20 protein-coding genes, 3 tRNA genes and 1 pseudogene are annotated in these 26,631 nt (G+C 58.9%); 13 read left to right on the forward strand and 11 right to left on the reverse strand.

Translation table 11 applies throughout. The features are described 5' to 3' along the window. Positions 1–16 precede the first annotated feature (16 nt). A complete protein-coding gene (locus AC1MDC_RS00940; RefSeq protein WP_480392296.1) occupies positions 17–1,378 on the reverse strand; it encodes a DUF1329 domain-containing protein in 1,362 nt (453 codons plus the stop codon). Between the two features lie 300 nt (positions 1,379–1,678). Between AC1MDC_RS00940 and qhpR the strand changes: the two genes are divergently transcribed. From qhpR to AC1MDC_RS00960, 4 genes are all read left to right on the forward strand, one after another. After that, a complete protein-coding gene (gene qhpR / locus AC1MDC_RS00945) occupies positions 1,679–2,674 on the forward strand; it encodes an AraC-like transcriptional regulator QhpR (RefSeq protein ID WP_085695974.1) in 996 nt (331 codons plus the stop codon). Between the two features lie 191 nt (positions 2,675–2,865). Continuing rightward, a complete protein-coding gene (locus AC1MDC_RS00950; RefSeq protein WP_480392297.1) occupies positions 2,866–4,296 on the forward strand; it encodes a coniferyl aldehyde dehydrogenase in 1,431 nt (476 codons plus the stop codon). Between the two features lie 62 nt (positions 4,297–4,358). After that, positions 4,359–5,726 carry an NAD(P)/FAD-dependent oxidoreductase gene (locus AC1MDC_RS00955; RefSeq protein WP_480392298.1) on the forward strand — a complete coding sequence of 456 codons (1,368 nt, stop codon included), beginning with the start codon at positions 4,359–4,361 and terminating at the stop codon, positions 5,724–5,726. A 111-nt stretch (positions 5,727–5,837) separates the two neighbouring features. After that, positions 5,838–6,398, forward strand: a complete 561-nt coding sequence (locus tag AC1MDC_RS00960; protein WP_170929676.1) for a TetR/AcrR family transcriptional regulator — start codon at positions 5,838–5,840, stop codon at positions 6,396–6,398. An 83-nt stretch (positions 6,399–6,481) separates the two neighbouring features. Here AC1MDC_RS00960 and AC1MDC_RS00965 read toward each other — a convergent pair whose 3' ends face one another. Genes AC1MDC_RS00965 through AC1MDC_RS00975 form a run of 3 tightly spaced genes read right to left on the reverse strand, consistent with a single transcriptional unit; the run spans position 6,482 to position 12,208 of the window. Next, positions 6,482–7,885: an efflux transporter outer membrane subunit gene (locus AC1MDC_RS00965; protein WP_085695971.1), complete on the reverse strand. Its 1,404-nt coding sequence runs from the start codon at positions 7,883–7,885 to the stop codon at positions 6,482–6,484. A gap of 3 nt (positions 7,886–7,888) precedes the next feature. Next, positions 7,889–11,020, reverse strand: coding sequence for a multidrug efflux RND transporter permease subunit (locus AC1MDC_RS00970; protein ID WP_480392299.1), 3,132 nt, complete (start codon positions 11,018–11,020; stop codon positions 7,889–7,891). A 27-nt stretch (positions 11,021–11,047) separates the two neighbouring features. Then, positions 11,048–12,208 (reverse strand): MexC family multidrug efflux RND transporter periplasmic adaptor subunit, encoded by a 1,161-nt coding sequence (locus AC1MDC_RS00975; RefSeq protein ID WP_480392300.1) that lies wholly within the window; start codon positions 12,206–12,208, stop codon positions 11,048–11,050. 118 nt (positions 12,209–12,326) lie between these two features. On the opposite strand from AC1MDC_RS00975, the gene AC1MDC_RS00980 reads away from it, so the two are divergent. Together AC1MDC_RS00980 and AC1MDC_RS00985 are read left to right on the forward strand one after the other, a co-directional pair. Continuing rightward, a complete protein-coding gene (locus AC1MDC_RS00980; protein ID WP_480392301.1) occupies positions 12,327–12,923 on the forward strand; it encodes a TetR/AcrR family transcriptional regulator in 597 nt (198 codons plus the stop codon). Between the two features lie 161 nt (positions 12,924–13,084). Next, positions 13,085–13,325: pseudogene (locus AC1MDC_RS00985) on the forward strand (hypothetical protein); the annotation flags it as partial. A 40-nt stretch (positions 13,326–13,365) separates the two neighbouring features. Here the strand turns inward: AC1MDC_RS00985 and AC1MDC_RS00990 are convergent. From AC1MDC_RS00990 to AC1MDC_RS01020, 7 genes are all read right to left on the reverse strand, one after another. After that, a tRNA-Leu gene (locus AC1MDC_RS00990) sits at positions 13,366–13,452 on the reverse strand. Between the two features lie 195 nt (positions 13,453–13,647). Next, positions 13,648–13,721, reverse strand: a tRNA-Cys gene (locus AC1MDC_RS00995). A gap of 47 nt (positions 13,722–13,768) precedes the next feature. Continuing rightward, positions 13,769–13,844: transfer RNA gene (locus AC1MDC_RS01000), tRNA-Gly, on the reverse strand. A 60-nt stretch (positions 13,845–13,904) separates the two neighbouring features. Continuing rightward, positions 13,905–14,465: a CDP-diacylglycerol--glycerol-3-phosphate 3-phosphatidyltransferase gene (gene pgsA / locus AC1MDC_RS01005; RefSeq protein ID WP_085695967.1), complete on the reverse strand. Its 561-nt coding sequence runs from the start codon at positions 14,463–14,465 to the stop codon at positions 13,905–13,907. A 32-nt stretch (positions 14,466–14,497) separates the two neighbouring features. Next, complete coding sequence (gene uvrC, locus AC1MDC_RS01010; protein ID WP_085701924.1) at positions 14,498–16,321, reverse strand: excinuclease ABC subunit UvrC; 1,824 nt, start codon at positions 16,319–16,321, stop codon at positions 14,498–14,500. Between the two features lie 2 nt (positions 16,322–16,323). Then, positions 16,324–16,965, reverse strand: a complete 642-nt coding sequence (gacA, locus tag AC1MDC_RS01015) for a response regulator transcription factor GacA (RefSeq protein ID WP_032829778.1) — start codon at positions 16,963–16,965, stop codon at positions 16,324–16,326. Positions 16,966–17,092: 127 nt separating this feature from the next. Then, positions 17,093–17,536: a GNAT family N-acetyltransferase gene (locus AC1MDC_RS01020; protein ID WP_085696436.1), complete on the reverse strand. Its 444-nt coding sequence runs from the start codon at positions 17,534–17,536 to the stop codon at positions 17,093–17,095. A gap of 645 nt (positions 17,537–18,181) precedes the next feature. Here AC1MDC_RS01020 and AC1MDC_RS01025 point away from each other — a divergent pair. The 7 genes from AC1MDC_RS01025 (at position 18,182) to AC1MDC_RS01055 (ending at position 26,599) form a co-directional block, all read left to right on the forward strand. Further along, complete coding sequence (locus AC1MDC_RS01025) at positions 18,182–19,252, forward strand: 3-deoxy-7-phosphoheptulonate synthase (RefSeq protein WP_480392302.1); 1,071 nt, start codon at positions 18,182–18,184, stop codon at positions 19,250–19,252. A 424-nt stretch (positions 19,253–19,676) separates the two neighbouring features. Next, positions 19,677–20,546 (forward strand): esterase/lipase family protein, encoded by an 870-nt coding sequence (locus tag AC1MDC_RS01030; protein WP_085701922.1) that lies wholly within the window; start codon positions 19,677–19,679, stop codon positions 20,544–20,546. A gap of 97 nt (positions 20,547–20,643) precedes the next feature. Then, positions 20,644–20,925 carry a peptidylprolyl isomerase gene (locus AC1MDC_RS01035; RefSeq protein ID WP_007952068.1) on the forward strand — a complete coding sequence of 94 codons (282 nt, stop codon included), beginning with the start codon at positions 20,644–20,646 and terminating at the stop codon, positions 20,923–20,925. A 134-nt stretch (positions 20,926–21,059) separates the two neighbouring features. Further along, positions 21,060–22,928 (forward strand): extracellular solute-binding protein, encoded by a 1,869-nt coding sequence (locus tag AC1MDC_RS01040; RefSeq protein WP_480392303.1) that lies wholly within the window; start codon positions 21,060–21,062, stop codon positions 22,926–22,928. Continuing rightward, entirely contained in the window at positions 22,928–23,989 is a 1,062-nt protein-coding gene (locus AC1MDC_RS01045) for a microcin C ABC transporter permease YejB (protein ID WP_085683859.1), read from the forward strand. Before AC1MDC_RS01040 ends, AC1MDC_RS01045 begins: the two co-directional genes overlap by 1 nt. Next, positions 23,989–25,011: an ABC transporter permease gene (locus AC1MDC_RS01050; RefSeq protein ID WP_085683860.1), complete on the forward strand. Its 1,023-nt coding sequence runs from the start codon at positions 23,989–23,991 to the stop codon at positions 25,009–25,011. Before AC1MDC_RS01045 ends, AC1MDC_RS01050 begins: the two co-directional genes overlap by 1 nt. A gap of 13 nt (positions 25,012–25,024) precedes the next feature. After that, positions 25,025–26,599: an ABC transporter ATP-binding protein gene (locus tag AC1MDC_RS01055; protein WP_085695962.1), complete on the forward strand. Its 1,575-nt coding sequence runs from the start codon at positions 25,025–25,027 to the stop codon at positions 26,597–26,599. The last annotated feature ends 32 nt before the right edge of the window (positions 26,600–26,631 follow it).

Genomic DNA, 26,631 nt, shown 5'->3' on the forward strand with positions numbered 1-26,631 from the left:
AGCTCTCTGGAAGGGATCAGCGTTCGCCGCGACGACGCAGCTCATTGGCGTTGAACATCTTGTCGCTCACGCGTCCTTGCAGACCTGCCGTCAGATCGATGGACTCCCCTTCCTGAGTGAATCCGTCAGCGATATAGCGCCGCGCGATCAGGTCGTAGCTGACGTATTCGAATCCTGTACACGTCTGAATCTCGGGATCTGCCCACAGACTGCCCTCCTGTATCCGCCAGAGATTGCCCTTGGCGTCATACATGTCGACATGCAACAGGCTCCAGCTGTCCTCGTCGAAATAGAACATCCGCTTGGCGAACGAATGGCGCTTGTCAGCCTTGACCGTGGCCTCGACTACCCATACCCGATGCTTCTCATAACGTTGCACGTCTCGATTCAGGTAGTCCTGGCCGATCAATTTTTCGTAGGTGTTGGACCTGTCGACAAGCTTGTAAGAGTTGTAAGGCACGACCATTTCTTGCTTGCCGATCAACTTGAAGTCGTAGCGATCCAGCGCGCCGGTGAACATGTTGATCTGATCGACAAAGTACAGATTGTCGGAACCGGCGATGGGATTGTCGTAGGCGAACGATGGCGCCAGACGTACCCGACGCTGACCGGGAAAATAGATCCACGAACTCTGGACCTTATCGAGAAACGAGTGCACCAGGTACATCTCGCCAGCACGGGAGGATGGCGACAACACGTCGTAAAGCAGCTTGGCTTCGATGCCATCGGTGTCAGCCGGCGCCTTTACCGCCGCGTCGTTATAGGGGTAGAACTCGCTCGCCCATTGTTTGACTTCGGTCAGGGACCCACCCTTTTCCCGCATCAGGAACGAAATCTGCGCACGACGCCCCTTGGCCATGTAGCGCAACTTGTAGTTCCACATCGCCTGAATGCCGTTTTCCGGAATCGGGAAAGGCACGGCGGCGCCGGCGGCCTGCTCCAGGCGCCAGCCATCGCTGCCGATCCGCGCCTGACCGGCCAGTGACTTCGTGCGCGCAGCCACTTCATCCGGGATCGCACAACTGCGATGACTCGGGTAAACGTTCAGGTGGTAGCCGGGATAGGCCTTGATCAGTGCGGCCTGACCTTCGGGAAGAAGTTTCAGGTATTGGGCCAGGTTGTTTGCATCGATAGAGTAAAGGGGCTTGTCGCCGGCGTAGGGATCACCATGGCCCGGTGTCCAGCCGGCTGGCGCCTTCGCAAGGCCGCCGTTCCACGCGGGAATGCTTCCATCGGCGTTGCCGGCCTTTTCTGCGCCGATGGGTGTCAGTTCCCCACCCGGTTTGCTGAAGTCAGCCGCCGCAACGGCGTGCACCTGACTGAAACCGCAGAGCGCCAACAGCGCGCCACCCAACAACGAACGCGGGAGGTTTCTCATGTACGTCTCCTGGAGGGATCTTGTTATGTGTTTTTGTTGAAGGGATGACCGGACCGGTTGAAAAAGGGGCTGACAAACATCCAGCCCAAACAAGGTTCTGGTACACCTCGATGCAAAAACTAACCAAGGCACCGGGAGACGGCTTGCCAGCAGATGACAGGGCTTTTGACATCTGACGCCAATCGAGTGAAACGCTCAGGCGGGTGCAGCTTGCCCTCGTGCCCGCGAAAGGCTGATGATGAAAAGGCCCGTCGGGCAACAAGAACAGGCTAGTCAAGCAATCAAAGGCCGTAGCGCACAATGAAATCCGTCCGTACCGTCATGTCTGAAAACTTCTTTCGTCGATTCCGCGATGTCTTTGCACCACACCTGAGTGCCGTAGGCATGGACACCCGGGTCCTTGAACGGGCCGACATCGAAATACCCGGCGAGCAGTACGTCGCACTCTGGGAGGCAGCCGGCACGGTGAACCCTGATATCGGCCTTGATCTGGGCATTCAGACCGAAGCCAATGATTTCGGTGCACTCGGCCATGCCCTGCACTGCGCGCCGAGCGTCGAAAAAGCGCTGCGCATGCTGGAACAGTTCATCATTGTTTTCGCTCAGGAGTCAGTCATTAACTTCGAGTGCGAATCCAGATCGGCCTATGTCGAATATAAGATCATCGCCCCGACCATCCTCTATCGACGTCAGGATTCGGAATTCACGATTGCGTCGATTTTCCACCAGATCAATCTGCTGACGGACTGCATGATCAAGCCGCTTCGTGTCGACTTCGAACACGCAAAACCAGCAGATATTTCTGCACACAAGCGAATCTTCCAGTGCCCGATCCATTTCAATCAGCCCAGCAACCGGCTTCACTTGTCGCTCGACACCCTGCGCCTGCCGGTTTCCCATGCCAACGAACGCTTGCATGAGGCCCTCGAGCCGTATCTTGAGCGGCAACGAAAGGAACGGGTAATTTCCGACGACATCCTGCCGCAGATCACCCGCATGATTGCCTCGGGCATGAGCAGCGGCAACCTGTCGCTGGTGGAGATCAGCGAGCAAATGGGCCTTAGCCGGCGCACCTTACAGCGCCGGCTCAAGGATCAAGGCATCGAATTTTCATCGCTGATCGAAGATGTACGACGGGAACTGGCCCTGGCCTACATGCAGGGCTCGGATTATTCGGTGACGGAGATTTCGTTGCTGGTCGGCTATTCCGAATCCAGCTCGTTCACTCGCGCCTTTCGCCGCTGGACCGGCCAATCCCCCCAACAATACCGTGCTGCCCACCTGCCTCTTCGTTGATCGACCGACACGGCACAGCCGCCCGAGCTGATGGTTGGCACGTTGTGCCGACAAGACTGGCACCCACGGACAATTCGTCGACCGACCCGCTCGCTAACCTGAAATCCTTCCTTTGGGCCTGACGATCGGGCCGCTGCGCACCCGGCGGCATCCGTCAGACGCCAATCCGACTGTCCACCGGAGATTTCAGCATGAACCTGGCAGCCCCGGCGCTCTCCATCGACCGCAGCGAAGCAGAGGCCACACGTATATTTACCCTACAAACGGCCGCGCACCGGACCAACCCTGTTCCGAGCCTGCAGACACGAAAAGCCAACCTTAAACGACTGGAACGACTGTTGCTGGATAACCAGCACGCCATTTGCGAAGCGATCAGCCAGGATTTCGGAAACCGGGCCCACCAGGAAACGAAACTCCTTGAGTTATTCCTATCGGTTGACGGCATTCGTGATTGCCGCAAACGCCTAGGGAGCTGGATGAAGCCCCAGTCCAGGCACGGTTCGATCTGGTTTCTGGGTGCACGCAACACCGTGGTTCCGCAGCCCAAAGGCGTCGTCGGTGTAGTCGCGCCGTGGAATTACCCTTTGTTTCTGGTGATGGGGCCGGTGACCAGTGCACTGGCAGCCGGCAACCGTTGCATGGTGAAAATGGCCGCGAACTCGCGGCATTTGTGCAAATTGCTGCATCGGTTGGTCGCGGAGAATTTTGTCGAAGAGACGCTGGCCATCGTGCCGAATGTCAGCGGGTCGGTTTTTTCGAGCCTTCCGTTTGACCACTTGATCTTCACCGGCTCGGCGGATACCGGGCGTCAGGTCATGAAGGCGGCCTCGGCCAATCTGACACCGGTCACGCTCGAGCTGGGTGGCAAATCCCCCGTCATCGTGGCCGAAGACTTCGACCTTAAGACGGCGGCTGCGCGAATCCTGCAAATGAAAACGGTCAACGCCGGCCAGACCTGCGTAGCACCCGACTATGCCTTCGTTCACGAGTCGCAGCTCGAAGTTTTTGTCAGCCAATGTCGTGCAGTCGGAGCCAAACGCTACAGCGCCATCGAAGCGAGCGACTACACATCGATCATTGACTGCGCCTCCTACGAACGTTTGCAAAACTATCTGGAAGACGCGCGGAACAAAGGGGCAAGAATCATCCCGTTGCTGCCCGGGCGCACCCATGACGCGCAGACGCGAAAAATCTGCCCGGTGCTGGTGGTGAACACACACGAGGACATGCAACTGATGCAAGAGGAGATCTTCGGTCCGATCCTGCCGGTAAAAACCTATCGAACCCTCGATGAAGTGCTGAACTACATCCAGGATCGTGACCATCCGCTGGCACTTTACTTGTTCACTCATCAGCGAGCGGTTCAGGAAAAGATCATTGCCTTGACCCAGTCGGGAGGCGTGGCCATCAACGATTGCGGTCTGCATGTCGCCCAGCACGACCTGCCTTTCGGTGGCGTGGGCGCCAGTGGAATGGGGCACTACCACGGGTATGAAGGTTTCGTCGAATTCTCCAAGCTGCGCCCAATCTTCAAGCAATTCATATGCCCGGCTTTTCCGTTGCTCTACCCGCCCTATGGAAAAATTTTCGACCGGTTGATGCGCCTGATGCTGGGGCGCTGACTCAAGCGATCATCTGATAACTGTATGGCCTTCGCCCCCTTCCTGATGACGAGATCAAGAACATGACAGTCGATCCGCGTGCGCACCTGGAAAACAAATCGTTTTGGCAACGCAACTACGGCGCTTACTCACCCAACCCGCCGCTGGCTCAAAGTTTCAAGGCGGATGTGGTGATCATCGGCGCCGGGTTCACCGGCCTGAATACCGCTTGGCAGTTCAAGCAGGACAACCCCAACGCCCGGGTGGTGGTGCTGGAAGCAGCTATCGTCGGCTTTGGTGCCAGCGGTCGCAATGCCGGATTCAGTACGAAAATGTTTGGCCTGGAGCCGGAGATGGTGCTGTTGCGCTGGGGACGGCAGAAAATGCTCGAGGCCCATCAATACTTAAAAAAGGCCGTGGCCTACACCAGAAACCTCATCGAAGAGCACCAGTTCCAGTCCGACTACCAACACAACGGCCTGGTCCGCATAAGTTATTGTGGCAAGCAACTGGATCGAATGAAGAAAACCTATCAGCTTTTCCAGGAGCTGGGCATTGATGACGACATGATCTGGAGAGACAGATCCCGGGTACAGCAGGACTTCCATTCGGATCAGTTCGCCGGTGGAGTATACGAATCCGATACCGGGCAACTCGACCCCTGCAAACAGGTGCGAGCGCTGAAGAGACTGGCGGAATCCGCCGGGGTGGAAATCTACGAGACCACGCCGGTGACCCATATCGAACGAACGGCTTCGGTCATTCTCATCGAAACGCCGAGCCACAAAATCGCGGCTGACAAAATCGTCGTGGCCACCAATGCCTATTCACGGCAAATACCCGACACCCGACGGCTGCAGACCCGTCAGTACCCGCTTTGGACCTATCAGATCGTCACCGAACCATTGACCGAGAAGCAATGGGACAGCATTGGCTGGAAGGACAGGCAGTCGTTTGGCGACAACCGCCAAATGCTCCATTACTTCAGACCGACCGCCGATGGCCGCATCATCATGGGCGGCGGTGATGCGATCGTTTATCGGACAGAAGCCATGCGTGAGGTGCCTGCACCGGCGAGCTGGGATCACTGTGAAGCGCATTTGAAGTGGATCTACCCGCAACTCAGGGATACTCGAATCGACCATCGATGGGGCGGGCCTGTTTCGGTAAATGTTGATATGGTTCCAGAGATTAGCTTCATCAATGACGAACGCGTTATCTATTCCGGCGGATGCTTTGGTCATGGTGTGGCCTTGACCCACCTCAATGGCCGCACCATTGCTGACCTGCTCAACGGCAATAAAACCGAACTGACCGACTTCTGGATCGTCAATCGCCGATCGATTTCGTTGAGCAGCAACACACTGACCTTTCTTGGCGGCAGGCTCGCCCGACGCGCACTTCGAGCCTGGGACTGGTGGGAAGAAAGAGCTTTGGAACCAAAAGTCTGAACTAAATATGTCTCAGATGAAGTAATTTCATTAGTTTTGAGGTTTTCGTTGCAGTAAAGAGCTTTTTCTGCACAATTCCCGACATTGAAATTAAATAAGAGACTGACGCCCATGACTTCTCAGGATGAACGACTCATCAAGGCGCTGGCACTGGCCATCGTTGATCGCCCGCGGGCCACGCTCAAGGAACTGGCTGAAGCCGCGGGAGTGAGCAAAGCGACGCTTCACCGCTTTTGCGGTACACGTGACAATCTGGTGCAGATCATGGAAGGCCACGGTGAGACCGTGCTGAACCAGATCACCACGTCCACCGACCTGTTGCAGGGCGATCCCGTGCAAGCTTTGCGCAGTCTAGTCAACGAGCATCTGGCGCACCGTGAAATGCTGGTGTTCCTGCTCTTTCAGTATCGCCCGGACACGCTCACCGACACCGACGAAGGTAAACGCTGGCAGTTCTACCTCGATGCCCTCGATGCCTTCTTCCTGCGCGGCCAGCAACTGGGCGCGTTTCGTATCGATATCACCGCCGCGGTCTTTACCGAGCTGTTCCTGACCATGATCTTCGCCATGGTCGACGCCGAACGCCGTGGACGTGCCGCCAGTGCCAACTCGGCCAACGTCGTGGAACAGATGTTTCTGCATGGCGCTGCCAATCCCGTCTGTCCTCGATAACGCTGCATTTGACAAAAAAAGGCCCCGTGACCTATCGGTACACGGGGCTCAATGGCTGGACGCGCCAACCCAAAGGAGCTGTTTCAGGACTTGTCGGAAGACCAGCCGCCACCCAGCGAGCGGAACAAATCGATCAGCGCAATCTGCCGCTGAGTGCTGACTTCGATAAACGCCGTCTCGTTGACGAAGCTAGTGCGCTGGGCATCGAGGTAGCGCAGATGGCTGTCGATGCCACCTTCATAGCGCGCCTTGGCCAGTTTCAGGGTCTCGCTGCTGGTGTTGGCAAGGGCGCGCCGGGCTGCCTCTTCCCGACGCAAGGTGTCGGTGGCGGCCAGTGCATCGGCCACTTCGCGAAACGCCGTTTGTACCGTCCTTTCATAAGCCGCCACCGCCGAGTCCTTGCTGGCTTCGGCCAGACTCAAGCCGGCACGGTTGCGCCCGCCATCGAACAACGGCAGCGACAGGTTCGGCACAAAACTCCAGGACCGCGAGCCGCCGTCGAACAGACCGGACATTTGCGCACTGGACGTACCGAAACTGCCAGTCAGGCTGATGCGCGGGAAGAACGCCGCTCGTGCAGCGCCGATGTCGGCATTGCGCGCCTGCAAGCGATGCTCGGCGGCGAGAATGTCGGGCCGGCGCTCGATCAGGGCGGATGGGGTGTCCGGGGCGATGTCCTGCACCAGCATTGGCTCACTCGACAATTTCTCAGGAATCGACTTCGCCGCATCCCTGGTGCCGAGCAACAGCACCAGCGCGTTGAAGGCCTGCTGTTTCTGTCGAAGATTGCTCTCCTGCTCGGCCCGCGATTGTTCCACCAGCCCCAACGCTTCCTGATAGTCCAGCGCAGTGGCGGTACCGTTCGAACGGCGCTGGCTGATCAGGGCGAACGAATATTCGCGGCTAATCAGCGTTTGCTGGGTCAGCTCCAGACGACGCTGGGCGCCATCGTGAACCAGATAAGCCTGACTGACTTCGGCGATCAGGGCGATCTGCGCCGCACGGGCGGCTTCTTCAGTCGCCAGGTATTCCTGCAACGCAGAATCAGTGAGGCTCTTCACCCGGCCGAACAGATCCAGCTCATATTCCGGCAGCGCAACGCCCACCTGATAGTTGCTGGCAACCCCTGCCCGGCCATCGCTGGCCAGATCCGCCGGCAAACGCTGACGATTGCCGGAGGCATTGGCATTCAAGCCCGGAACCTGGTCGGCCCGCTGAATGCGGTATTGCGCCCGGGCCTGTTCAATGTCCAGCAGCGTCTGGCGCAACGAGCGGTTGTTGTCCAGCGCGATGGTCACCAGTCGGTGCAGATCGGGATCGACAATAAACGTCTGCCACGCCAGTTGATTGATCGGACTGCCTTGCTTCGTCGACTCTCCCGCCCAGTGATCCGCCACCGGTGCAACGGGACGCTCATAAGTCGGTGCCAGCGAGCAGCCGCCCAGCATCAGGGCGATCACCAGCGTAGAGAAAGCTGAAATACGCATGTGTCACTCCTGAGCCAAAGCGGGTTGTTCAATGGGTGCCGGTTTGCTGCGCAACCGCGACAGCACCCAGACAAAACAGATCGGTACGAACAGCACACCCAGCAGCGTCGCACTGAGCATGCCGCCAATCACGCCGGTACCGATGGCGCGCTGACTCGCCGCGCCGGCACCCGTGGCGATGGCCAGCGGCACGACACCGAGAATGAACGCCATGGAGGTCATCACGATGGGCCGGAAACGCAGGCGTGCGGCCTCGATGGCGGCATCACGCAGGCTGTAGCCCTTCTCCCACAGTTCCTTGGCGAACTCGACGATGAGGATCGCGTTCTTCGCCGCCAGACCGATGATGGTGATCAGCCCCACCTTGAAGTACACGTCGTTGGGCATGCCGACGACCATCACCGCCAGCACCGCACCGATGGCGCCGATCGGCACGATCAGCATCACGGTCAGCGGAATGGCCCAGCTTTCGTACAACGCCACCAGCAACAGGAACACCACCAGGATCGCCAACGCGAAGAGTTGCGTTGCCTGACCGCTGGAGACCTTCTCCTGATACGAAAGCCCCGTCCATTCGTAGCTGAAACCGGCCGGCAGTTGCGCGGCCAGACGCTCCATTTCCGCCATGGCTTCACCGGTGCTGTAACCCGGCCCGGCGTCACCGACGATGCGAATCGACGGATAACCGTTGTAGCGCACCAGTTGCACCGGCCCTTCTTCCCAATGGGTGGTGACGAAGGCGCTCAACGGAACCAGATTGCCGGCGCTGTTGTGAACGTACAGTTTGAGCACGCTTTCCGGGGTCATCCGGTCGCCCTGCTCGGCCTGCACCACGACGCGCTGCTGGCGGCCGGCGTTGGTGAAGTCGTTGATCACCTCCGAACCGAACGCGGCGGACAATGCCCCGCTGATCGATTCGAAACTCACGCCCAAGGTGCGGGCCTTGTCACGGTCGATCACCACCCGCAATTGCGGCGACTCGGCCAGACCTTCCATCATCGCGTAAAGGATTTTCGGGTTACCGTTAGCCTGTCCGAGCAACTGGTCACGGGCGGCGATCAAGGCTTCGCGGCCCAGACCAGCACGATCCTGCAGACGCAGCGCAAAACCGCCGGAGTTGCCCAGGCCATCGATCGGGGGCGGCGGCACGGCCATCACGGCGCCGTCGTTGGTCACGGCAAACTGCTCGTTGAGTGCCATGACTTCCGCCATGGCCGATTGATCTTCACCCCGCAGCGACCAGTCCTTGAACACCGGGAAGGCCAGCGCCGCGTTGTCACCCATGCCCGAGAAGCTGAAGCCCGAAACCAGGAAAGTCGATTGCACCGCGTCACGGGAAGCGAGGAAGCGCTCCAACTGTTCGCCAGTTGCCTCGGTACGGGTGCGGGTCGCGCCCGGCGGCAACTGCACGTCGACAATCATGTAACCCTGGTCCTCCACCGGCACGAAGGACTCCGGCAAGCGCAGGTAGAAGTAACCGAGCCCCGCAATAATGCCCGCGTACACCAGCATCATCCGTCCGGCACGGGCGACCAGCCCGTTGTTCAGGATCGAATAACGCTCGGTGAGCCGGGCGAACCCACGGTTGAAGGCACCAAAGAAACCACGTTTTTCATGATGCCCCTGAGGGATCGGCTTGAGCAGCGTGGCGCACAGGGCCGGCGTGAAGGTCAGCGCGAGGAAGCCCGAGAACAGGATCGACACCGCCAGCGACACCGAAAACTGCTGGTAAATCACCCCCACCGAACCGGACATGAACGCCAGCGGCATGAACACTGCCGACAGCACCAGGGTGATGCCGATGATCGCGCCCGAGACCTGACCCATGGCCTTCACCGTGGCGTCGACCGGCGACAAGCCTTCTTCGGCCATTATCCGCTCGACGTTCTCCACCACCACGATGGCATCGTCCACCAAAATGCCGATTGCGAGCACCATGCCGAACATGGTCATCATGTTCACCGAGAAGCCCAGCAGGTACATCATCACCAGCGTGCCGAGCAGACACACCGGCACCACAATCGACGGAATCAGCGTGTAACGGATGTTCTGCAGGAACAGGAGCATCACCAGGAACACCAGCACCATTGCCTCGATCAGGGTGTGAATCACCTTCTCGATGGCCACATCGACAAAACGCGACGTGTCGTAAGGCACGGAATATTCAACGTCCGAAGGGAAGTACGCCGACAGTTCCGCCAGGCGCTCCTTGACCGCACTGGCCGTCTGGATCGCGTTGGCACCCGGGGATAGCTGAATCGCGGCTGCCACCGCCGGTTTGCCATTCAGACGCGAGTTGAAGTTGTAGCTTTCCTGGCCAACTTCCACACGGGCGACGTCGCCCAGTTTGAGCGTCGAGCCATATTCGTTCGCGCGCAGGACGATGCGACCGAATTCTTGCGGATTATCCAGCGTGCCCTTTACCGCCAGCGTCGCGGTCAGTTCCTGCTGACTGCTGCTCGGCGTGCTGCCGAAGCTGCCCGCCGGCACCTGCACGTTCTGCCCCCGGATAGCATTGTTGACGTCCTCGATGGACAAGCCGTAGCCCACCAGTTTCTGCGGATCGATCCAGACCCGCATGGCGGCTTCGGACGAGAAGAACTGCAGTTTGCCGACACCCGGCACCCGGCGCAGTTCGTTGTTGATGTTGCGCGCGGCGTAGTCGCCCAATGCAGTCGTATCACTGTGCTGACTACCTTCCTTGTAGCTGAGCGCATAGATCAGCAGGAAACCGGCGCTGGTCTGTTCCACCTCAAGGCCCTGAGTGAGCACCGCTTGCGGCATGCGCGCCTCGGCCTTTTTCAGGCGGTTTTGCACATCGACCTGGGCAAGTTGCGGATCGGTGCCGGGCTGGAACGTCACCACGATCTCGGCGATGCCGTTGGAGTTGTTGGTCGACTCGAAATACAACAGGTTCTTCGCACCGTTGAGCGACTCTTCGATCACGCTGGTGACCGAATCCACCAGCACCTTGGCCGAGGCACCGGGATAGGTCGCCGTCACCTTGATCTGGGGCGGCGCAACGTCGGGATACTGCGCCACCGGCAGCATCGGAATGACCAGCAGACCGGCCAGGGAGATGAACAACGCCACCACCCAGGCAAAGTTCGGGCGTTTGATGAAAAACTTGGACATCGGAAAATCCTCGTGACAACGGCGCCCTTACTGTTTCGACTCAGGCGACTGAGCCAGGGCCGGGGATTGACCCGCAACGACCTTGGTCCCCGGTTGCAGGCCGGCCAGACCGCCGACGATCACCTGATCGCCGGCCTTCAGGCCCTCACTGATCTGCCAGCGCGAATCCTGCATGGCACCGGTCACGACAGTGCGTGCCTCGACCCGATCATCGGTGCCGACCACCAGCACCTGGGCGCTGCCATCGCTGCCGCGCTGCACCGAGCGCTGCGGCACGAGAATCGCCTGACTGTCGGTGCCCTGCGGCGTGCGCACACGCACAAACATGCCCGGCAACAGCACGCCGTCGGTATTAGCGAATTTGCCGCGCAACGACACCTGCCCGGTGCCGCGATCCACCGCCACGTCGGTAAACATCAGCGCCCCCTGACGCTCGTACGCGGTGCCCTCGACCCGAACCGACAACGCCGTGTTGTCGTCGGCGGAGAGTTTTCCGTCCTTGAGCGATTCACGCAGACGCAGTGCTTCGGCAGCCGATTGCGTGAAGTCGACGTACACCGGATCCAGCTGCTGAATGCGCGCCATCAAGGTTGCATCCCCCTGCCCGACCAGCGCACCTTCGGTCACCAGCGCCCGACCGACACGACCGGAAATCGGCGCCGTCACCGAGGCATAACCGAGGTTAAGCCGTGCCGTCTGCAAATCGGCCTGGGCTGAACGGGTCGCCGCCTGAGCGCTGCGCAAATCAGCCATGGCGCTGTCGAAATCCTGCTGGCTGACCGCCTCGATCTTCACCAGCGGCTCATAGCGCTTGACCCGAGCCTGCGCCTCAAGTGCAACGGACTTGGTGCGAGCCAGTTCACTTTCAGCCCGGGACAACGCCGCCTTGAGCGGTGCCGGGTCGATCTGGAACAGCAGATCCCCGACCTTGACGTCAGCGCCCTCTTCAAAACGCTTCTGCATCACGATGCCCGGCACCCGGGCACGCACTTCTGCGACGCGCATCGGTTCCACCCGGCCCGGCAGTTCCGAAGAGAGCGCCAACGCTTCAGTCTTCACCGCCAGCACTTCTACCGGACGGGCCACTTCAGCACTGCTCGCTGCCTGTTCCTCAGTCGGTCCACATCCACCCAACGCAATGGCGAGTGCCAACGAACTCGCCATCCCTACCGCACGCAAATTGCCCATAACTCACCCAAGGCTTGATCGAATTTGGCGCGAATGCTACGTTTCAAACCATTATGAGTCAACTTTGACTCATGTGAACTTTATATGAGTCGTATATAAGCGCCGCTCAAGGCCTCTAATGAACTTAATTTTCCATGATGAAAAACTGCTCAAGTCGTTGACCCTGGCCGTGGCCAACCGGCCGCGGGCGACGATGAAGCAACTGGCGCAACTGGCAGGTGTGAGCAAGGCCACTCTGCACCGCTACTGCGGCACGCGAGAGAACTTGGTACTGCGACTGGAGGATCACGCCGAAGGCACGCTAAATTTGATTATTCGCAGCGCCGGCTTGCTGGAACGGGAGCCGCTGGACGCGCTGCGTCGATTGATCCGAGGCCATTTGGATCATCGGGAGCTATTAGCCTTCTTGATGGCGCAATATCGCCCTGACTTCCTCGATCTGGAACAGGGCGGCAAGCGCTGGCTGTTTTATTTGGAGGCTCTGGACAGCTTCTTTCTTAAAGGCCAGCACGCCGGGTTGTTTCGTATCGATATCACAGCGGCGATCCTGACCGAGCTGTTCATTTCGCTGATCTACGGGCTGGTGGATGCCGAACACCGCAGGCGCGCCGCCAACACTGACTCGGCACGAATACTTGAGCAGATGTTCCTGAACGGAGCGTTATTGGGTGAGGAGTATCGCGGACGCGCCCCTATGCTGGAAGAAACACGCTAGTCCGTCAGAAACGCGTGAAGACACGGCTGAAGCGGGGAACCAGTGGACTAATGGAATGAATAATTTCTACCTCTATCCAACAGCACTAAACTCGTCAATCGATTAACTCCAATCAACGCTTCGTTAGCACTCGTCGAGTGCGAATCCAAAGTCATCACTGGAGGGAAGCAGCCGGGATTCCATAAGCAGAATTTCAGATGCGCGACCTAAGAGCAAAAGCGGCGACGGATAAGGAGGAGTCAACAGGGAGCATTCGAGAAGCTAGAGACCAGCTAGGATACAACCGTTGGGATGACAGAACAGTACATTCGAATGCGCAAGGGAATGAAGGCTACCCCCCACGAAGTGACTGACGGTCACGAATTGCGGAAAAGATTTTTTGATTGCGGAAAAAAGAACTAAGGACTTGCATGAGATATCTCATGCAAGTCCTTGATATTCATGGTGCCCGAAGCCGGAATCGAACCGGCACGCCCTTACGAGCGGGGGATTTTAAGTCCCATGCGTCTACCAGTTTCGCCATTCGGGCGGTAGCGCGGTGTTGCTTTATTCTGATGACGATTCACAGTCCTGACAGGAACTGTGCATCGGTGACAGAGGGGGAAATATATACATCACTTCCCGGTGAAGCAAGTTTGCAGTTGTCGTTTCAAAGACTAAATCTTTCAGTGCAACGCAAATAAAAAAGCTCCGTAAATCATGGATCTACGGAGCTTGTTTATAGTGGAGGCCGAGGTCGGAATCGAACCGGCGTAGGCGGATTTGCAATCCGCTGCATAACCATTTTGCTACTCGGCCTCAAAACATTTGCTGTCAGTAGCGCAACAACAAACGCTGTACAAACTTGGAGCGGGAAACGAGACTCGAACTCGCGACCCCGACCTTGGCAAGGTCGTGCTCTACCAACTGAGCTATTCCCGCTTGGTGTGGCGCATTCTATAGATTCCAGATGCCCCGTCAACCCTTTGATTCAAAAAAGTTTTATTTCTTTTCAACATCGGTCTTCAGATGTGGCCAGGCAGCCCGAAGGTATTGAACCATCGACCACAAGGTCAGACCTGCCGAGACCATCAGCAACGCATAACCGATGAAAACCCAGAAACTGAAATCCTTGGGGTTTGCCAGGAGGATCACCAGTGCGAGCATCTGCGCAGCAGTTTTCCACTTGCCCAGATTCGATACGGCTACATGGGCCCGGGCACCGAGTTCGGCCATCCACTCACGCAGCGCCGAGACAACGATCTCGCGACCGATGATGACAGCGGCCGGTAAAGTGAGCCATAGGTTGCCATGTTCTTGCACCAGCAACACCAAGGCAACAGCAACCATCAGTTTGTCAGCGACAGGATCCAGAAACGCTCCAAACGGCGTGCTTTGCTCCAGGCGTCGCGCGAGATAGCCGTCGAGCCAATCCGTTGCCGCCGCGAAAGCGAATACCGAACTTGAGGCCAGATAGCTCCATTGGTAAGGCAGGTAGAACAACAGAATGAAGATCGGGATGAGCAGGACGCGGAGAACGGTAATCAGATTAGGGATATTCATCGGCACAACTGGCTACGAGGTGAATGGGCATTCTACTCACTATGCAGGTTTGCATAAATCGACTCTGCTAGCTTTTTGCTGATCCCCGGTGCTTTGGCGATCTCTTCGATGCTTGCACGAGACAGCTCCTGCAATCCACCAAAATGTTTCAACAAGTCCCGACGCCGGGTCGGCCCGACGCCCGCAACGCCTTCCAGCGTGGAGGTGCGGCGGGTCTTGCCGCGCCGTGCACGGTGGCCAGTGATTGCAAAGCGGTGGGCTTCGTCACGGATCTGCTGAATCAGATGCAGTGCCGGCGAATCACCCCGCAAGGTGAACTCGTTTGCAGCATCATTCAGATACAAAGTCTCGAATCCCGCCTTGCGTGTTGCACCCTTTGCGACCCCCAGCAAGATCAAATCCGGAACAGCCAGTTCGTTGAGCACATCACGCGCCATCGACAGCTGTCCCTTGCCGCCGTCCACCAGCAGGATGTCCGGCAACTTGCCCTCGCCTTCCTTCAGCTTGCTGAAGCGTCGGGTCAGAGCCTGATGCATGGCGGCGTAATCGTCGCCTGCGGTCACGCCTTCGATGTTGTAGCGGCGGTAATCGGACTTGATCGCCCCTTCCGGGCCAAATACCACGCAGGAGGCCACCGTCGCTTCACCGCTGGAGTGGCTGATGTCGTAGCACTCAAGCCGTTGCGGCGGCTCATCGAGATTCAACACTTCTGCCAGTGCTTCGAAACGTGCGGCAACGTGTTGACGGTTTGCCAGCCTGGCGCCGAGTGCCTGTTCGGCATTGGTCACGGCCAGTTGCTGCCAGCGCGCCCGCGTGCCGCGAACCCGATGACTGATGCTCAACTCACGCCCGCGCAACGCCTGAATGGCCTCGATCAGCGCAGGAAAATCTTCGTGCACGACGTTGACGATCAACTCGCTCGGCAAGTCGCGTTCAGGGCTGCTGATGAAGTATTGCCCGAGGAACGCGGCCATGACCTCTGCCACATCCTCTTCGATCCCGACCTGGGGGAAGAAATTCTTGCTGCCAAGTACCCGCCCTCCCCGCACGCTGATCAGGTGGACGCAGGCACCGCCCGGGTTGACGAACGCGGCGATCACATCGATATCGCCCGTGCCGCCTTCCATGCTCTGCTGATCTTGCACCCGACGCAGCAAGGCGATCTGGTCGCGCAGTTCGGCGGCGCGTTCGAACTCGAGGTTGATTGCAGCCTCTTCCATCGCCGTCGACAGCTCATTGGTCAACGCATGGCTGCGTCCTTCGAGAAACATCACCGAGTGACGCACATCCTCGGCGTAAACCTCAGGCTCGACCAAGCCGACACAGGGCGCCTTGCAACGCTTGATCTGGTATTGCAGGCATGGCCGGGTCCGGTTCTTGTAATAACTGTCCTCGCACTGACGCACGAAGAACGTCTTCTGCAACAGGCTGAGGCTCTCGCGAATCGCCCCGGCGCTCGGATAAGGGCCGAAATATTTGCCCTTGGCCTTCTTGGCCCCGCGATGAATGCTCAGGCGCGGGAATTGCCCGTCAGACAGAAAGACATAGGGGTAGGATTTATCGTCGCGCAACAGAATGTTGTACGGCGGCCGCCACTCCTTGATCAGGGTTTGCTCAAGCAGCAACGCCTCTGTCTCGTTGGACGTGATGGTGGTTTCGACCTGGGCGATACGCCCGACCAGGGCCGCGGTTTTCGGCGCCAGGCCTGTCTTGCGAAAGTAGCTGGCCAGACGCTTTTTGAGGTTCTTCGCCTTACCGACGTACAACAGACGCGCATCGCTGTCGAACATGCGATACACGCCGGGGCGCCCGCTGACGGTTGCTAGAAAGGCGCCCGAATCGAATGCTTCAGTCATGGTCAAAGGCTGGCATCAACCATGCCGTGTCGAACCGCCAACAGCGTCAGTTCGACATCGCTGCTGATCGAGAGCTTCTCGAAAATGCGGTAGCGGTAAGTGTTCACGGTTTTCGGCGACAAACACAATTTGTCGGAAATGATCTGAACCTTCTGACAACCGACAATCATCAGCGCAATCTGGATTTCCCGTTCCGACAACGCGTCGAACGGTGAATCATTGGTCGGCTGAAAGGATTTGATCGCCAGTTGCTGGGCAATCTGAGGGCTGATATAGCGCTGCCCGGCAAACACCAGGCGAATGGCCTGAACCATTTCCGGCAATCCGGCGCCCTTGGTCAGATACCCCGCCGCACCGGCCTGCAACAACCGCGTAGGAAACGGATCTTCCTCACACACGGTGACCGCGACCACTTTGATGTCGGGATGACTTCGCAACAGTTTGCGTGTGGCTTCGAGACCGCCGATGCCCGGCATCTTGACGTCCATCAGCACCACGTCAGGCTTCAACTCACGGGCCTTGATGAGGGATTCTTCCCCGGACTCGGCCTGGCCTACCACCTGCAAGCCATCGATATCGGCCAGCATTCGTGTAATGCCTGTACGAACGAGATCATGGTCGTCGACCACTAGCACCCTAATCAAGCAGACACCTCGCGATATGGTCTTATTGGGATGCCGGACACCTTAGCAAAAAGTGCCGGGCAGACCTAGCGGCAAGCGACATATAAAAAGTTTCAAGTCTTCATCGAGGGCTTGCCAGCCGTGGGTTTCAGAGCACAGGTGTACTGAAATCGAGCTGCATCCGCAGGAAACACTCGTCCTCGCCCTGCACAAACATTCCTTTTCTTAGATACAGATTTTGCGCCGGGTTGTTTTTGAACACCGTCAGGCGCAACGCCGGGCGTCGCTCCAGTCGAGCCATCGCAACAACCTGATCGATCGCCCAGGAACCCGCGCCCTGGCCTTGAGCGCTTTCGACGATCTGCAATTCGCGGATATACACAGCCCGAGCATCACGACTCAGGCTGAAATATCCCACCCGTTCACCGTCACGCAGGATCAACCAGTTTTCGCGCCCGGCCCAAGCGACATCGAACGCCTCGTCCTGCCACAGCAAGTCATAGTGAATGTAGTAGCGGAGCATGTTTCGGCAAGTCAGTTCTCGCGCAAACGACAGGTCGGCGGGTGTAGCCTGGCGTAACTCGACACTCATTCCGACCTCGATCTTCTTCAAGTTCATGACCCTTTCTTGAGCACACGTTCAGAAGCAGAGTGTGTCATACACTGGCGGGCGCTCAACCCATAGAGTCTCTCGGGTGCCTGCGATAGCAATTTCTGATTGCTGACGCGCAGCAGCCTCTAGTAAGCTCGGCGCATTCTTTGGAGACAGTTCATGCTCAACACCCTCTCACAGCTTCGTACCGCCAGCGCCTCGCGCTCGGTTGCGGCTGCCCGGGTGAATGGCGCCTGCGCTCCTGCAAGCTTTTATTTTGGGTATTGGTTTAGCCACTGGCGCGCCTGATACCCACACGGCGCCCATTTGAACGGGTCGCCTACCAGAGATTTCTCAACCCCCGGTCGGCCTCCCGACCGGGGGTTTTGTTTTTTCAGGCCCGAACTTTCTCAGCAACACATCAGACACTTTGAGGATTCAACCAATGAACTACGCCACTTATTACCGTTACGACAGTTTTACCGCCTGGCGATTTACCAGCCTCCGCTCGGGACAGCCTGCCGCCTCCGATCGGTCACCCACAGGTGGCAAGCCAACACACGTAGCCAATCCGGCCAATTGTCGAACACCCCAGTAGGGCCGAGTGAGCGGGAAATACCCGCCGTCCGCCCAGGAAGACTGAATATGAACTCGTCCGTTTCTGCTCTGCCACTGTCCACCCTGAACCCTGCCAACGAAGCATTGACCCTGCGTCTGCCGAGTTCGCTGCAACTCAAACAGCAATTGCCCCTGAGCAATGCGCTGAACCAGCAAGTCGTCGCCCACCGCCAGGCGGTCCGCGCGATTCTCGATGGCCGTGATCCACGCCTGCTGGTAATCGTCGGCCCCTGCTCGATCCACGACCCCGAGTCCGCGCTTGAATACGCCAGCAAACTTTCGCGCCTGGCCGAAGAAGTCCGTGATGACATGCTGCTCGTGATGCGTGCCTACGTCGAAAAACCTCGCACCACCGTTGGCTGGAAAGGCCTGGCCTACGACCCTCATCTCAATGGCAGCGACGACATGGCCACAGGCCTCACGCTGTCGCGCGAACTGATGCTGGAAATGCTCCGCCTGGGACTGCCGATTGCCACCGAGTTGCTGCAGCCCATGGCGGCCGGGTACTTCGATGACCTGCTGAGCTGGGTTGCCATTGGCGCTCGCACGACTGAATCGCAGATCCACCGGGAAATGGCCAGCGGGCTGAGCATGCCTGTCGGTTTCAAAAACGGGACTGACGGTGGCGTGGCCGTCGCCGTTGATGCGATGCGTTCGGCAGCCCATGCCCATCGCCATTTTGGTGTAGACAGCCAGGGTCACCCGGCGATCATCCAGACCTCGGGCAATCCGGACACCCACCTGGTGCTGCGTGGTGGTCACAAAGGGCCGAATTACGACCGCGAAAGCGTTGCCATCATCAACGCCGAGTTGAACCGCCTGAAAATTCCGAGCCGGATCATGGTCGATTGCAGCCATGCCAACAGCGGCAAGGACCCGCTCCGCCAGCCGGGCGTGTTCAACGATGTGCTGGAACAGCGGCTGCAAGGTAACCGCTCATTGATCGGCATGATGCTCGAGTCGCATCTGTTCGAGGGATGTCAGGCACTCAGTGAATCGCTTCGCTATGGCGTTTCGGTGACCGACGGCTGTCTTGGATTCGATGCAACAGAACGTCTGTTGCTCGGGGCCGCACAACGCATTCGACAACAAGCCTGACAATCAAGCCGCCCTCCGGTGTGTGATGAACCCGGAGGGCGAGCCCATGTTCAACATCGACGTGTCCTCCCTGAATGCGCGGGATTCGTCCTGTTCATTCGCTGCTCCCTTCTCTGGAAATCAAGACCTGCTCACGAGAGCCTGGTTTTAATGCGCTTGATTGATCACCCGATGTCAGCCCGACACCCGGCGAGACAGGGTGAACTGCACTGAAGCAAGTAGGCAAAAATTGGAAAAGCGCGCTCGACAAGCCGGGAACCCTCCAAATATTCAGAACCGGATCTCATTCAAAAGTGAAAATTCATACGAACTCTGATCCAGTTTCCACCGCACTAGAAAGAGTATTCAGGCATCGCCTGCGCAACGACTGTTTTAGAGTGGCACGCAGACAACATCGATGAATCTCTGCGATCAAGGACGAAAAATGCAACGAAACGCCACAACTCTCTATCCCGTACTGTTGGTGCATGGTCTGTTCGGATTCGAGCGCATTGGCTCTTTCGAACTGTTCCATGACGTCAAACAGGCACTCAAGGCCGCTGGCGTTCAGGTATTTGTGCCGCACTTATCGGCCGTTCATGACAACGAAGTGCGAGGCGAGCAATTGCTCTCGCAGATCGATGCTGTGCTCCGAGGTACCGGCGCGACAAAAGTCAACCTGATCGGTCACAGCCAGGGCGCGTTGTCCGCTCGATACGCTGCAGCGCTTGCGCCACACAAGGTCGCTTCCGTGACCTCGGTCAGCGGGCCCAACCACGGTTCGGAGCTGGCCGACTTGCTGCGCCAGGCACTGATCCCCGGCCGTCTGCCGGAGACCGTGGCGCAGAATGTTGCGACGTTGTTTTCCGACTTTCTTTCTTTGCTCAGCGGACATAAAAAACTGCCTCACCATGCACTGGCAGCACTCAATGCACTGACGACAGAAGGAGTCGGCCAATTCAATGACAAATACCCGCAGGGCCTTCCCGAAACCTGGGGTGGCCAGGGCGCCGAGCGAGTCGATGGCGTTCACTATTATTCGTGGAGTGGCGTTGCGCCGAAGCTGACTGTGCAGCCCCTCGACCCGGTGCAGGGCATCTGCCTGGCCCTGTCGGAATATTTCATTACAGAGCCCGCGCAGAACGACGGATTCGTCGGGCGTTTCAGCTCCCACCTCGGCACCGTGATCGGTTCCGATTATCCGCTCGACCATCTGCGCAGCCTGCGTCGGGGCATCGGCCAGGGCAACACGGAGAGTGACCCGATCCAACTCTATGTCGAACACGCCTTGCGCCTGCAAGCGGCTAATCTATAGCGGCCGGTATCAGACGAGCGAATGGAACTTTGCCGAGAAATCGGCCACTGAATCCGGTAGGCTCCCCCCTTTACTGATTTGATTGGAGTGTTTCCCCATGGCTAAAGCCACTGCCCGCCACATCCTGGTTTCCAGCGAAGCCAAGTGCAACGAACTCAAGGCCCAGATCGAAGGTGGCGCCGACTTCGCCGAAGTGGCCAAGGCCAACTCCACCTGCCCATCCAGCCGTCAGGGCGGCGACCTGGGTTCGTTCGGTCCTGGCCAGATGGTCAAGGAATTCGACACCGTGGTATTCAGCGCGCCGATCAACGTCGTGCAAGGCCCGGTGAAGACCCAGTTCGGCTACCACCTGCTGGAAGTGACCAGCCGTCAGGACTGATTTCAGCCCGACCTGCTGCGCAACGGCCCGCCTGATGGCGGGCCGTTTTGTTTCGATTACACCACACCGCTGGCGAACGACGCGCCGCTCGCGTACAAATTGCGCTTATCGATTACCCGGCTTTAAGGCTGACAATGCGACTGGCTTTCCCGACATTGATGTTCACTGCCGTGACCCTGCTGCTGGGGATCACCGGTGTGGACGCCGCACCGCAGCATGCGATGACCGTTTATGGCGAACCGGCAAAGTACCCGCCCGGCTTCAGTCACTTCGATTACACCAACGCCCGGGCACCCAAGGGCGGAACGATGCGCCGCTCGGCCATCGAGATCGGCCACTTCGACCATGTCCTGCCGTATATCGACAAAGGCATCGGCGTCAGCCAGATCGACGGCCTGCTGTACTCCCCGCTGGCCCAGCGCTCGCTCGACGAGCCTTACACCGTATACGGTCTGGTGGCGCAAAAAATGGAACGCTCGGATGACGGCCTGTCCCTGCGCTTCTTCATCAATCCCAAGGCCCGCTTTGCCGATGGCAAGCCGATCACCGCCGAAGACGTTCGCTACACCTATGACTTGCTGATGACCCAGGGCAGCCTGCGTTATCGCACCCAGTTCGCCGACGTCAAAGGCGTCGAAGTTGAAGCGCCACTCACTGTGCGCTTCGATTTCAAGAGCAACGAGAACCGCACCCTGCCGCTGGACATCGCGACCCTGCCGGTATTTCCTGAACATTGGTGGAAAACCCGTGATTTTGCCGGCGGTGGCGGCTATGAACCGCCGCTGGGCAGCGGCCCGTATCGAGTCGGCAAGGTCGACTCCGGGCGCAGCATCACCTTTGAACGCATTCCCGACTGGTGGGGCAAGGACCTGCCGGTCAGCCGTGGCCTCTACAACTTCGATCACTTCAGCATCGAGTACTTCGGCGACACCGACGTCGCCCGCCAGGTCTTGCGTGGTGGCGCCTACGACTACAACCGTGAATTCTCCGCCACTGGCTATTCCATCGGCTATGACAGCCCGGCCCTGAGCGACGGTCGCCTGCAAAAGGCGCATCTGGCCACCGAGGCGCCGCAGTCGGCCCAGGGCTTTGTGTTCAATCTGCAAAAGCCGATGTTTCAGGATCGCCGCGTTCGCCAGGCACTGGCCATGCTCTGGGATTTCGAGTGGAGCAACCGGCAGATGATGCGCAACATGTACATCCGCCAGCAGAGTTACTTCTCCAACACCGAACTGGCCGCCCGCAAGCTGCCGGATGCCGCCGAGCTGAAGATTCTCGAACCCTTGCGCGGACAGATTCCCGACGAAGTGTTCACCCAGGTCTTCGAAGCCCCGAAGACCGATGGCAGCGGCCTTATCCGCGACAAACAGCTGCAAGCGCTGGAGCTGCTGGAGCAGGCCGGCTGGAAACCTGATGGCGACCAGTTGGTCAACGACCGTGGCGAACCCTTGAGCTTCACCTTCCTGGTCAGCCAGAACGGCATGGATCGCCTGCTGCTGCCATACAAACGCACGCTGAAGCAGATCGGCATCAACCTCGACATCCGTCGCATCGATTCCTCGCAATACGTCAACCGCCTGATGAGCCGCGACTACGACATGATCGTCACCGGTTACCCGGTCACCACCTCCCCCGGCGGCGAACTGTTGAACTACTTCGGTTCGGCGTCGGCCAACGACCCGGGCGCCAACAATTACATGGTGCTGAAGAACCCGGCGGTCGACACCTTGATCAACGGCCTGATTCGCGCCTCGACCCAGGCCGACATGTTGCGTTATGCCCATGCGCTGGACCGGGTGCTGCAATGGAACTACTACTGGATTCCCAACTATTACCCGCCGGGCACGTCGACCGTGTGGTGGAACCGTTTCGGCATTCCCACCGTGCAGGCGAGCAATGACGAAGCGATCGAGAGCTGGTGGGAAATCAGCAGTACACCGCTGACCAACCAGCAGATGACGGCCGAGAAAATCAGCCGTGGCAGACCCGGAGGGCCGCACTGATGTGGGCTTACATACTGCGGCGCCTGCTGCTGATCATTCCGACGCTGGTGATCATTCTGCTGGTCAACTTCGTAATCATCCAGGCTGCGCCGGGTGGCCCGGTGGAACAGGCCATCGCCCACTTGCAAGGCATCGGCGGCGCCAGCGTCGGCGGCGGTGCGAGCGAAACCATGAGCGGCACGTCCCGCGCCAGTCGCGGCCTTGATCCGCAACTGATCAAGGACATCGAAAAGCAGTACGGCTTCGACAAACCGGCCCACGAGCGCCTGTGGCTGATGCTCAAGAACTATGCGCAGCTGGATTTCGGCAAGAGTTTCTTCCGTGGCGCAACGGTCACCGACCTGATCCTGCAGAAAATGCCGGTGACCATCTCCCTCGGACTATGGGCCACCCTGATCACCTATCTGGTGTCGATCCCGTTGGGCATCCGCAAAGCCGTGCACCACGGCAGTCATTTCGATATCTGGAGCAGCACGGCAATCATCATCGGCTACGCCATGCCGGCATTCCTGTTCGCGATGTTCCTGATCGTGGTGTTTGCCGGCGGCACTTCGCTGAACTGGTTCCCGGTGCGCGGCCTGGTGTCCGACAACTTCGAATCACTGTCGACGCTGGGCAAGATCGCCGACTACTTCTGGCACCTTGTATTGCCTGTCACGGCGCTGGTGATCGGCGGCTTTGCCACCCTGACCATCCTCACCAAGAACTCGTTCCTCAATGAGATCACCCGCCAATACGTGGTCACCGCGCGCGCCAAAGGCCTGAGCGAAAACCGGGTGCTCTATGGACACGTGTTCCGCAACGCGATGCTGCTGGTGGTGTCGGGCATTCCCCAGGCGTTCATCAGCGTGTTCTTTGCCGGTTCGTTGCTGATCGAAGTGATCTTCTCCCTCGACGGCCTCGGGCGCATGAGTTACGAAGCCGCCGTGTCCCGTGACTACCCGGTGGTGTTCGGTTCGCTGTTCATCTTCACCCTGTTCGGCCTCCTGATAAAACTGATCGGCGACCTGTGCTACACGCTGGTCGACCCGCGCATCGACTTCGCCGCGAGGAATGCCTGATGTTCAAGCTCTCGCCTCTGGGCCGTCGCCGCTTCGAACGCTTCAAGAAAAACCGCCGGGGCTGGTGGTCGCTGTGGTTGTTCATTGGTCTGTTCGTGATCAGTCTCGGTGGTGAATTGATCGCCAACGACAAGCCGCTGATCGTCAGTTATCAGGGCCAATGGTACTTCCCGGTGTTCAAGCGCCATACCGAACAGGAGTTCGGCGGACAACTGCCGTTCCAGGCCGACTACCGCAGCGATTACGTGCAGAAGCTGATCCGCAAGGACGGTGGCTGGCTGCTGTTTCCGCCGATTCCGTTCAGTGACGACACCCCGAACTACGACCTCAACAAACCGGCACCGAGCCCGCCGACTTCGGTCAACTGGCTGGGCACCGACGATCAGGCGCGCGACGTACTGGCTCGGGTGATCTTCGGCGCGCGGGTGTCGATCCTGTTCGCCCTGATGCTGACTTTCGTCAGCGCCCTGATCGGCATCGCGGCCGGTGCCCTGCAGGGTTATTACGGGGGCTGGGTCGATCTGCTCGGCCAGCGTTTGCTGGAAGTCTGGTCGGGATTGCCGGTGCTTTACCTGCTGATCATTCTCTCGGGATTCGTCGAGCCCAACTTCTGGTGGCTGCTGGGGATCATGGCGCTGTTTTCCTGGCTGGCGCTGGTGGACGTGGTACGCGCCGAGTTTCTGCGCGGGCGCAACCTCGAGTACGTCAAGGCTGCGCGGGCTCTGGGTTTGAGTGATCGCAAAGTGATTGTCCGGCACATCCTGCCCAACGCGATGAACGCGACCCTGAGCTACCTGCCTTTCATTCTGACCGGGGCGATTTCCACCCTGACCGCGCTGGATTTCCTCGGCTTCGGCATGCCCGCCGGCAGCGCGTCACTGGGCGAGTTGATCGGTCAGGGCAAGCAGAACCTGCAAGCGCCGTGGCTCGGATTGACCGCGTTTTTCACCCTGGCGCTGATTCTTTCTCTGTTGGTATTCATCGGCGAAGCGCTGCGCGATGCCTTTGACCCGCGCTCATGAACGGACCTTTGATATGACTGACAACCTGATCGAAATCCGTGACCTCAGCGTCGCCTTCCATGGCCAGACCGTGGTGCGCAACCTGTGCCTGGACATTCGCCCCGGCGAGTGCCTGGCACTGGTCGGCGAGTCGGGCTCGGGCAAGTCGGTGACCGCCCATTCGATTCTGCAACTGCTCCCGGAATGCGATGCCCGGACTACCGGCAGCATCCGCTATCGTGGCCAGGAACTGGTCGGCGCCGATCCCAAGACCCTGCGCGATCTGCGCGGCAACCGCATCGCCATGATTTTCCAGGAGCCGATGACCTCGCTCAATCCGTTGCACACGATTGAAAAACAGATCGGCGAAACCCTGTTGCTGCACCGTGGCCTCGGCGGCAAGGAAGCTCAGGCGCGGATCCTCGAACTGCTCGAACTGGTGGGCATCCAGAAGCCGAAAGAGCGACTGAAGGCTTATCCGCATCAGTTGTCCGGCGGCCAGCGCCAGCGAGTCATGATTGCGATGGCCCTGGCCTGCGAACCCGAATTGCTGATCGCCGACGAGCCGACCACCGCCCTCGATGTGACCGTACAGCGCAAGATCCTGTTGCTGCTCAAATCCCTGCAACGGCGCCTGGGCATGTCGCTGCTGCTGATCAGCCATGACCTCAATCTGGTGCGCAGCATTGCTCAGCGAGTATGCGTGATGAAGGCCGGCGAAATCGTCGAGCAGGCGCCGTGCGAAACCCTGTTCACCGCACCGCAACACCCTTACAGCTGCGTGTTGCTCAACGCTGAACCGGAGGGCGAGGCGCTGCCCCGGGACGAACGTGAAAACGTGCTGGAAGTCGATGATCTGCGAGTCGACTTTACGGTGGGCGGCGGACTGTTCCGGCGCAAGCAATACCTGCGCGCGGTGGACGGCATCAGCCTGAACATCCAGCGCGGCAAGACTTTGGGCATCGTCGGCGAATCCGGCTCGGGCAAATCGACTCTCGGCCAGGCGATCCTGCGCCTGCTCGACTCCAAGGGCAGTATTCGCTTCCAGGGCACAGCACTTGACGGTCTCGACCAGAAGCAGATGCGGCCATGGCGCCGGCAGATGCAGGTGGTGTTTCAGGATCCGTTCGGCAGCCTCAGCCCGCGCATGTCGGTAGCGCAGATCATCAGCGAAGGGCTGGAAGTGCATTGCCAGTCCACCGCCGACGAGTGCGACGACCAGGTGATCCGCGTGCTCAAGGAGGTCGGGCTCGATCCCGAAAGCCGTCATCGCTACCCCCATGAGTTTTCCGGCGGCCAGCGTCAGCGCATTGCCATTGCCCGGGCGCTGGTATTGAAGCCTGCATTGATCCTGCTCGACGAGCCGACTTCGGCGCTGGATCGCACCGTGCAGAAACAGGTGGTCGCCCTGCTCCGCCAGCTTCAGGAAAAACACGGCCTGACGTACCTGTTCATCAGCCACGATCTTGCAGTGGTACGCGCCCTCGCCCACGACATGATCGTGATCAAGGACGGCAAGGTAGTCGAAAGTGGCGCCAGCCATGACGTGTTCGACTCACCGCAGCACCCGTACACCAAAGAGCTGTTGGCCGCAGCGCATCCGGGATAGGCATAATCGCGCCACCTGACTTCCGCCAATGG

The sequence above is a fragment of the Pseudomonas sp. 1 genome (assembly GCF_056626735.1).

Excerpts from the sequence above, each read along its gene's own strand:
- AC1MDC_RS00940 (WP_480392296.1), bottom strand. The coding sequence starts at position 1,378 with ATGAGAAACCTCCCGCGTTCGTTGTTGGGTGGCGCGCTGTTGGCGCTC.
- qhpR (WP_085695974.1), top strand. The coding sequence starts at position 1,679 with ATGAAATCCGTCCGTACCGTCATGTCTGAAAACTTCTTTCGTCGATTC.
- AC1MDC_RS00950 (WP_480392297.1), top strand. The coding sequence starts at position 2,866 with ATGAACCTGGCAGCCCCGGCGCTCTCCATCGACCGCAGCGAAGCAGAG.
- AC1MDC_RS00955 (WP_480392298.1), top strand. The coding sequence starts at position 4,359 with ATGACAGTCGATCCGCGTGCGCACCTGGAAAACAAATCGTTTTGGCAA.
- AC1MDC_RS00960 (WP_170929676.1), top strand. The coding sequence starts at position 5,838 with ATGACTTCTCAGGATGAACGACTCATCAAGGCGCTGGCACTGGCCATC.
- AC1MDC_RS00965 (WP_085695971.1), bottom strand. The coding sequence starts at position 7,885 with ATGCGTATTTCAGCTTTCTCTACGCTGGTGATCGCCCTGATGCTGGGC.
- AC1MDC_RS00970 (WP_480392299.1), bottom strand. The coding sequence starts at position 11,020 with ATGTCCAAGTTTTTCATCAAACGCCCGAACTTTGCCTGGGTGGTGGCG.
- AC1MDC_RS00975 (WP_480392300.1), bottom strand. The coding sequence starts at position 12,208 with ATGGGCAATTTGCGTGCGGTAGGGATGGCGAGTTCGTTGGCACTCGCC.
- AC1MDC_RS00980 (WP_480392301.1), top strand. The coding sequence starts at position 12,327 with ATGAACTTAATTTTCCATGATGAAAAACTGCTCAAGTCGTTGACCCTG.
- pgsA (WP_085695967.1), bottom strand. The coding sequence starts at position 14,465 with ATGAATATCCCTAATCTGATTACCGTTCTCCGCGTCCTGCTCATCCCG.
- uvrC (WP_085701924.1), bottom strand. The coding sequence starts at position 16,321 with ATGACTGAAGCATTCGATTCGGGCGCCTTTCTAGCAACCGTCAGCGGG.
- AC1MDC_RS01020 (WP_085696436.1), bottom strand. The coding sequence starts at position 17,536 with ATGAGTGTCGAGTTACGCCAGGCTACACCCGCCGACCTGTCGTTTGCG.
- AC1MDC_RS01025 (WP_480392302.1), top strand. The coding sequence starts at position 18,182 with ATGAACTCGTCCGTTTCTGCTCTGCCACTGTCCACCCTGAACCCTGCC.
- AC1MDC_RS01030 (WP_085701922.1), top strand. The coding sequence starts at position 19,677 with ATGCAACGAAACGCCACAACTCTCTATCCCGTACTGTTGGTGCATGGT.
- AC1MDC_RS01035 (WP_007952068.1), top strand. The coding sequence starts at position 20,644 with ATGGCTAAAGCCACTGCCCGCCACATCCTGGTTTCCAGCGAAGCCAAG.
- AC1MDC_RS01040 (WP_480392303.1), top strand. The coding sequence starts at position 21,060 with ATGCGACTGGCTTTCCCGACATTGATGTTCACTGCCGTGACCCTGCTG.
- AC1MDC_RS01045 (WP_085683859.1), top strand. The coding sequence starts at position 22,928 with ATGTGGGCTTACATACTGCGGCGCCTGCTGCTGATCATTCCGACGCTG.
- AC1MDC_RS01050 (WP_085683860.1), top strand. The coding sequence starts at position 23,989 with ATGTTCAAGCTCTCGCCTCTGGGCCGTCGCCGCTTCGAACGCTTCAAG.
- AC1MDC_RS01055 (WP_085695962.1), top strand. The coding sequence starts at position 25,025 with ATGACTGACAACCTGATCGAAATCCGTGACCTCAGCGTCGCCTTCCAT.